We start from the raw sequence: 7211 nt of genomic DNA on the forward strand, positions 1-7211 counted from the left end.
GCAGGCTTTGATATTCAGTTTTCAGACTTAGGTGACCGCTACCTTGTGGAGATAGGCTCAAAACATGGATTGGATATTGTGAAAAATTTTAGCCACCTTTTGTCGAAACCCAGAAAATCGGATTACGATGACCGGTATGAAGTACTATTAAGCTCTCAGGCAAGATTTGAAAAGAGGATAAATCTCGAAAATGCGAGGCAGAAGATACTTTCAGGGAAGGTTGATGATTCTTTCTGGGAGGGGGTTGCGCAGAGGTGTTTTGAATGCGGCGGCTGTGTATATGAATGCCCGCTCTGCACATGCTTTAATGTGATAGATAAAATACACTCATCAACAGAAGGTGTCAGATTAAGGGTCTGGGACACATGCATGTTCAGGGGTTTTACAAAAATGGCAGGCAATATCTGGCCAGCAGAAAAGAAGATTCTAAGGATAAAGCGGTGGTATTTCCACAAACTTCTCTACTATCCCGAACAATTCGGTAAGTTTGGTTGCGTGGGCTGCGGAAGATGCACAATCACATGCCCCGGGCGAATTGATATGGCAACAATAGCATACAAACTCAAGGTGGGAAGAGATGAAAAATAAACTAAAAGAATTGTATCTCCCTTCAAAGGCTAAGGTCATGGAGGTTATTGGGATGACCTCTGATGTCAAGCTTTTCAGGGTCATGCCAGAAAACCCTTTTAAATACACACCCGGACAGTTTGTTATGTTTTCTTTGTGGGGGGCTGGTGAAGTGCCAATATCAATAACATCAACTTATGGCGTTCAAAAACATATCGAGCTCTGTATCAAGCGCGTTGGTTATGTTACATCTGCCATACACTGCCTGAAATCAGGAGATGATATTGGCATAAGGGGGCCATTTGGAAACGCCTTCCCTATCAGTGATGCAAAGGGTAAAGACATCCTGTTTGTAGCCGGCGGCATAGGCATCGCACCTTTACGTTCTTTGATAAACGAGGTTATAAAAAACAAAAAAGACTTCAGAAAGATCGAACTCATTTATGGCTCTCGCAATCCTTCAGAGGTTTTATTTATAGATGATATTAATGCATGGCAGAAAAAGGGTATAAATATAATCCTTACTGTTGACAGAAAGGATAAGGGATGGAAGGGTTATGCAGGCATCGTTACAGAGCACCTGAACAAGACACGGGTTTCGTTTAAAAGTGCGCATGCGTTTATCTGTGGCCCGCATATTATGATAGAAGCAGCGATGAGAGGGCTTTCTTCTATGGGCATGCAAGAAGACAATATCATTACAACCCTCGAGGCACACATGAAATGTGGCGTTGGTAAGTGTGGGCACTGCTATGCTGATGGGAGATATATCTGCACAGACGGCCCTGTCTTTTCATACAGAGAGCTAAAACAATACAACCTTAATAGCCCTTAGGAGAGGCCGCGGGGCACAAGACAACATGCATTTAAAAAAGCTTGTTGATATTATGGCTGCTTTGCGCAGCGAGAAGGGCTGCCCGTGGGACAGGGAGCAAACGAGGGATTCGCTTAAGCCCTTTCTTGTGGAAGAAACATACGAGGTCATGGAGGCCCTGGATGAAGGCAGTACGGAAACAATAAAGGAAGAGCTTGGAGACCTTCTTTTCCAGATAGTTTTTCACTGCCAGATTGCAAAGGAGAGGAATGAATTTGACATGTCTGATGTAATAGAAAAAATCAGTGAGAAGATGATTAAAAGGCATCCCCATGTATTCGGGAATGCAAAATATAAGAGTAGCGATGAATTGCTTAAACATTGGGAAGAGGAGAAAAAAAGAGAAGGTAAGCACATGGGGTCGATCCTTGAAGGTGTTCCTAAATCACTTCCGTCACTCCTCAGGGCGCACAAGCTTCAGAAAAAGGCTGCGAGAGTTGGTTTTGACTGGGAAAAGACTGAAGATGCGATTAAGAAACTGGACGAAGAACTCAAGGAATTCAAGGATGCAGTTAAAAAGAAAAAACGGTCTGAGATTGAAGATGAACTCGGAGATATATTCTTTATGCTTGTCAATATTTCGAGATTTGTAGGCGTTAATCCTGAGGATGCTTTAAGAAGAACAATAAGCAAATTCATTTCGAGATTCCGCTATATTGAAATGAAGGCAGCAGAGCAGGAAAAAAGCCTTTCTGATATGACGCTTGAGGAGATGGATGCCCTCTGGGATGAGGCAAAAGACCGTTGTTAATTTTTCAGGTTCATCAGATTTTACAATAATTATTATAAAAAACGGCTCTTTCTCATATTGAGTGTGTAGAATTTTCCCTCTCCCTGGAGAAGAAACTGCCAGCAAAGATTGTATATGAACTTGTGGGAGAGGAGCTTCTTTGACATCCCCTCTCCCCCTGTGGGAGAGGGTTAAGGTGAGGGGTAAAATAAAAGGATGAACACTAATCTTGGTGGAATTGCTAAGCGCCTGCGGAAGAGGCCAACAGACGCAGAAGGAAAGTTATGGAAACGATTGAGAGACAGGCAATTGGAGGCTCTTAAATTCAGACGACAACAGCCAAATTAAGAAGCTAAGAAGTTATGAAGTTGAGAAGTTGGGAGTTTCGTCTGCTATGAAAGAGGCATAGTAATTGAAATAGACGGTGGCCAACATGCAATGCAAAAAGAGAAAGATGAAGAAAGGGAGAGGGGATAAAAGAAACAGATTTACCCACTTGAAATGAGAAAGAACCGTTATTTTATCAAACTTAAGGGTTCAATTTGCTTGGAAGTGTCGAAAAATCTCGTGGAAAAACGTTATTACTTTGCTATTTTCTTCTCTGCAACTTGCACCCTCATTACTGCCCGCTCGAGGGATGCTACTGCCCTTGCGAAGTCGATCTCTTCGGCCTTTTTAAGCCTCTCCTCTGCACGTTTCTTGGAAGCAATGGCCCTTTCGACATCTATGTCTTCGGATTTCTCTGCGCTGTCAGCGAGTATCAAGACCTTGTCATGCCCTACCTCTGCATACCCCCAGTTGACAAAAACATATCTCACATCACTGCCTTTTCTATATGTAAGCATCCCGATTTTAAGGGTTGTTAGAAATGGCACATGCCCTAAAAGCACGCCAAACTCACCCTCGCTTCCTGCAGCGACAACCTCATCCACCTTTTCGCTCAGGACAAGGCCATACGGTGTGACTATTTCCAATTTCAATTCATTTTCCACCTACCATCTCCTTAAAGCACAGATCAATTTATGAAATTATAAAACACAGAGACACTGAGACACAGAGTTACAAAATTATATGAAAGATTCACTGTTGAGTTTTTATTTTTTCTCTGTGTCCTCTGTGATCTCTGTGGTTAATAAAAGTCTTTTTAAATCTTACCTGGACCAGCCGAGTTTCTTGGCCTTTTCTTCAGCCTCTTCAATAGTCCCGACCATATAAAATGCCTGCTCCGGCATGTCATCGTATTTGCCATCTGCAATGGCATTGAAGCCGTTTATGGAGTCCGCAAGTTTGACGTATTTCCCGGCTGTCCCGGTAAATGCCTCTGCAACATGGAAGGGCTGACTCAGGAACCTCTGTATCTTTCTTGCCCTTGAAACTGTGCGTTTATCGTCTTCGGAGAGCTCTTCCATGCCGAGGATGGCAATGATGTCCTGCAGTTCTTTATACCTCTGGAGGATCATCTGAACCTTCCTTGCAACAGCATAATGCTCATCCCCGATAACCTTCGGGTCAAGGATTCTTGAGGTTGAATCCAGAGGGTCAACAGCAGGATATATTCCGAGCTCGGAGATCTGTCTTGAAAGAACGACTGTGGCATCGAGGTGTGTAAACGCCGTTGCAACTGCAGGGTCTGTAAGGTCGTCAGCAGGGACATAGATAGCCTGCATGGATGTAATGGAGCCCTTCTTTGTGGTTGTAATCCTCTCCTGCAGCGTTCCCATGTCTGTAGCGAGGTTCGGCTGGTATCCAACCGCAGAGGGCATCCTTCCAAGGAGAGCCGACACCTCTGAACCTGCCAGTGTAAACCTGAAGATATTGTCTATAAATATGAGGACATCCTGACCTTCTTCCCTGAAGTACTCCGCTACAGTAAGAGCAGTCAGTCCGACCCTCAGCCTTGCCCCTGGCGGCTCATTCATCTGGCCATAGATGAGGGCCGCTTTATTTATAACACCAGATTCCTTCATCTCAAGGTAAAGGTCATTACCCTCTCTCGTCCTCTCGCCAACACCTGCAAACACAGATACACCGCCATGAACCAGTGCGATATTATGTATCATCTCCATTATGATAACGGTCTTGCCAACCCCGGCGCCGCCAAACATCCCTATCTTTCCACCTTTAACAAACGGGATAAGGAGATCGAAGACTTTAACGCCGGTCTCAAAAACCTGCGTAACTGGCTCCTGCTCGACAAACTCTGGCGCCGGGCGGTGAATCGGCCATCTCTGCTCTGCTTTTATGGGGCCCATTTTGTCATAGGGTTCACCAATCACATTCATTATCCTGCCTAATGTCCCCTTGCCAACCGGGACAGATATCGGCTGTCCTGTATCCACAGCCTTCATCCCCCGTACAACTCCATCTGTTGTTGACATAGCGATGGTCCTGACGCTGTTTTCACCGAGATGAGATGCCACCTCAAGGGTGAGATTAATCTCAGGAATGCCCTTTCCCGGATCGGCAGGCTGCTCTACCTTGAGGGCATTCATGATGGGTGGCAGTTCTTTTTCGAACTCCACGTCAACAACTGCGCCTATTACCTGAGAAACTTTACCTTCGTTCATATCTAAACCTCCATTTCCCATTTCTCACGTCCCATTTATTTCAACGCCTCAGCGCCGCCAACAATGTCCATCAATTCCCTGGTGATAGCGGCCTGCCTTGCCTTGTTATACTGAAGCGTAAGTCTATCTATCATCTCATTTGCATTTTTTGTAGCGTTCTCCATGGCTGTCATCCTTGCAGCCTCTTCTGATGCCTGAGATTCAAGGAGTGCCCTGAAGACCTGTATTTCTACATTCTTTGGCAGAAGCCTGTCGAGGATGTCTTGCTCTGATGGCTCATAAAGAAAATCTGACCTCGCGACAACTTTTTCCTCTGCCTCTGTCGCAAGGTCTACAGGAAGAAGCTTCACTATTGAAACCTTCTGAGTAAGAATAGACCTGAACTCATTATATATAAGGAATACCTCATCAATCGTTTCATTGATATAATTTTCAATGATATCATTAGCCACTTCCTGGGCGCTGGCATAGACTATCCTGCCTGAAAGTCCTGTCCATGATTTACGCAGAGGGATGGTCCTTCGCTTGAAATAGTCTCTGCCCTTTTTGCCTATGGCGCTGATGCTCACCTCAAAGCCTTCCCTTTTTAAATCACTAATAAAGCCTGCAGAGGCTTTCAGGATATTAGAATTAAAGGCGCTACAGAGCCCTCTGTCTCCGGTCATTACAATGACCTCGACCGTCTTCCTCGGCCTGAAGGCAAGGAGTGGGTGTAATTCTCTTTCAGATCCCCTCGCCAGATCAGTAATGACTGACTTCATCTTCTCTGCATAGGGCCTGGCCTCAAACATCTTTGTCTGGGCCTTTCTCAGTTTTGCGGCAGCGACCATCTTCATGGCCTTTGTAATCTGCCGCGTGTTCTTAACAGAGATTATTCTTCTTTTTATATCTCTTAAAGTTGGCATCTATACTCCAGAATTTATCCGAACAACTAAACACCGGCTGATAAATGGAATGTCTTCTTAAAAGCGTTTATCGTTTCGGTGAGTTTTTTCTTAAGCTCCTCATCCAGTATCTTCTTTTCTCTTACATCCTTTTTTAAGTCCTGCTTTTCGGCCCTGATATATCTCAAAAGACCCTGCTCAAATTCCCTTATGGCTTCTACTGGCAGGTCATCAAGAAAACCCTGTGTTCCAGCAAAAAGGACGATGATCTGCTCATCAACAGGAAGCGGCACATACTGTCCCTGTTTCAAAAGTTCGACCATCCTCTTGCCCCGCTCAATCTGTGCAAGGGTCGCCTTATCAAGGTCAGACCCGAACTGTGCAAATGCTGCAAGCTCCCTGAACTGTGCGAGGTCAAGCCTGAGGGTTCAGGCAACCTGCTTCATTGCCTTTATCTGCGCTGAACCGCCAACACGGCTGACGGACAGGCCAACGTTAACAGCAGGCCTTATACCAGCGTAAAAGAGGTCTGGCTCCAGATATATCTGGCCGTCTGTGATAGAGATAACGTTTGTCGGGATATACGCTGAGACGTCTCCAGCCTGCGTCTCAATAATTGGTAGCGCTGTAAGAGAACCTCCGCCGAGCTTATCCGAGAGTTTTGCTGCCCTTTCGAGGAGCCTTGAATGGAGGTAGAAGACATCGCCAGGGTATGCCTCACGCCCTGGTGGCCGCCTGAGCAGCAGTGAGAGCTGTCTGTAAGCAGCCGCCTGCTTGCTAAGGTCATCGTATATTATCAATGCATGTTTCCCTTTGTCCCTGAAATATTCTCCAATAGTGCAACCTGTATACGGGGCAATGTACTGAAGGGGTGCGGGCTCACTGGCTGAGGCTGCAACAATGATAGTATGCTCAAAAGCACCATATTCCTGCAGCGTCTTGGCAACACGGGCAACATTTGAGCGTTTCTGGCCTATAGCAACATATATACATACAACATCGCCGCCCTTCTGATTGACAATGGCGTCAATGGCAATGGCAGTCTTACCCGTCTGGCGGTCTCCGATAATGAGTTCCCTCTGTCCCCTCCCGATTGGAATCATTGCATCGATTGCCTTAAGCCCTGTCTGCAGCGGCTCTCTGACAGGCTGCCTGTCAACAATACCAGGGGCAACAATATCGACTATCCTTCTTTCTTTGGTATTGATCGGGCCTTTTCCGTCAATTGGCTGGCCTATTGCATTGACAACCCTGCCTATCATTGCCTCGCCAACAGGGACATCCATAATCCTGCCTGTGCGCCTTACAATATCGCCTTCTTTAACAAGCGAGTCTTCCCCAAAAAGAACAGCACCAACTCCGTCCTCTTCAAGATTAAGGGCCATACCAAAAACTCCGTTCGGAAACTCGAGGAGCTCTGATGCCATAGCCTTATCAAGGCCATAGACCCTCGCAATACCATCACCGACTGAGATAACAGTGCCGACCTCGCTTACATCGACACGCTTTTCAAAATCGGCTATCTGCTTCTTAATCAGTTCACTTATTTCTTCAACCTTAATTTCCGTAATTTCCATAAAATCACCCCC

The 7211-nt window shown here is 45.7% G+C and carries 8 protein-coding genes and 1 pseudogene; 5 read left to right on the forward strand and 4 right to left on the reverse strand.

What is annotated here, in order from left to right:
* From HZC12_01545 to HZC12_01565, 5 genes are all read left to right on the forward strand, one after another.
* Positions 1-588 (forward strand): 4Fe-4S dicluster domain-containing protein (locus tag HZC12_01545; protein ID MBI5025415.1); only part of this gene is annotated, 588 nt, incomplete at its 5' end.
* Positions 578-1402 carry an FAD/NAD(P)-binding protein gene (locus HZC12_01550; GenBank protein ID MBI5025416.1) on the forward strand — a complete coding sequence of 275 codons (825 nt, stop codon included), beginning with the start codon at positions 578-580 and terminating at the stop codon, positions 1400-1402. The genes HZC12_01545 and HZC12_01550, both read left to right, overlap by 11 nt.
* A 25-nt stretch (positions 1403-1427) precedes the next feature.
* Entirely contained in the window at positions 1428-2192 is a 765-nt protein-coding gene (mazG, locus tag HZC12_01555) for a nucleoside triphosphate pyrophosphohydrolase (protein MBI5025417.1), read from the forward strand.
* A 195-nt stretch (positions 2193-2387) separates the two neighbouring features.
* On the forward strand, positions 2388-2519 hold the full coding sequence (locus HZC12_01560; GenBank protein ID MBI5025418.1) for a DUF559 domain-containing protein: 132 nt from the start codon (positions 2388-2390) through the stop codon (positions 2517-2519).
* Between the two features lie 57 nt (positions 2520-2576).
* Entirely contained in the window at positions 2577-2648 is a 72-nt protein-coding gene (locus HZC12_01565; GenBank protein MBI5025419.1) for a hypothetical protein, read from the forward strand.
* 104 nt (positions 2649-2752) lie between these two features.
* Here the strand turns inward: HZC12_01565 and HZC12_01570 are convergent, their stop codons facing one another.
* From HZC12_01570 to HZC12_01585, 4 genes and pseudogenes are all read right to left on the reverse strand, one after another.
* On the reverse strand, positions 2753-3163 hold the full coding sequence (locus tag HZC12_01570) for a F0F1 ATP synthase subunit epsilon (protein ID MBI5025420.1): 411 nt from the start codon (positions 3161-3163) through the stop codon (positions 2753-2755).
* A gap of 159 nt (positions 3164-3322) precedes the next feature.
* On the reverse strand, positions 3323-4759 hold the full coding sequence (atpD, locus tag HZC12_01575) for a F0F1 ATP synthase subunit beta (protein ID MBI5025421.1): 1437 nt from the start codon (positions 4757-4759) through the stop codon (positions 3323-3325).
* Positions 4760-4773: 14 nt separating this feature from the next.
* Positions 4774-5643: an ATP synthase F1 subunit gamma gene (gene atpG / locus HZC12_01580; protein MBI5025422.1), complete on the reverse strand. Its 870-nt coding sequence runs from the start codon at positions 5641-5643 to the stop codon at positions 4774-4776.
* Between the two features lie 26 nt (positions 5644-5669).
* Positions 5670-7199, reverse strand: a pseudogene (locus HZC12_01585) (F0F1 ATP synthase subunit alpha).
* Positions 7200-7211 lie beyond the last annotated feature (12 nt).

The sequence above is a fragment of the Nitrospirota bacterium genome (genome assembly GCA_016214385.1).
Taxonomy (GTDB): Bacteria; Nitrospirota; Thermodesulfovibrionia; order UBA6902; family JACROP01; genus JACROP01.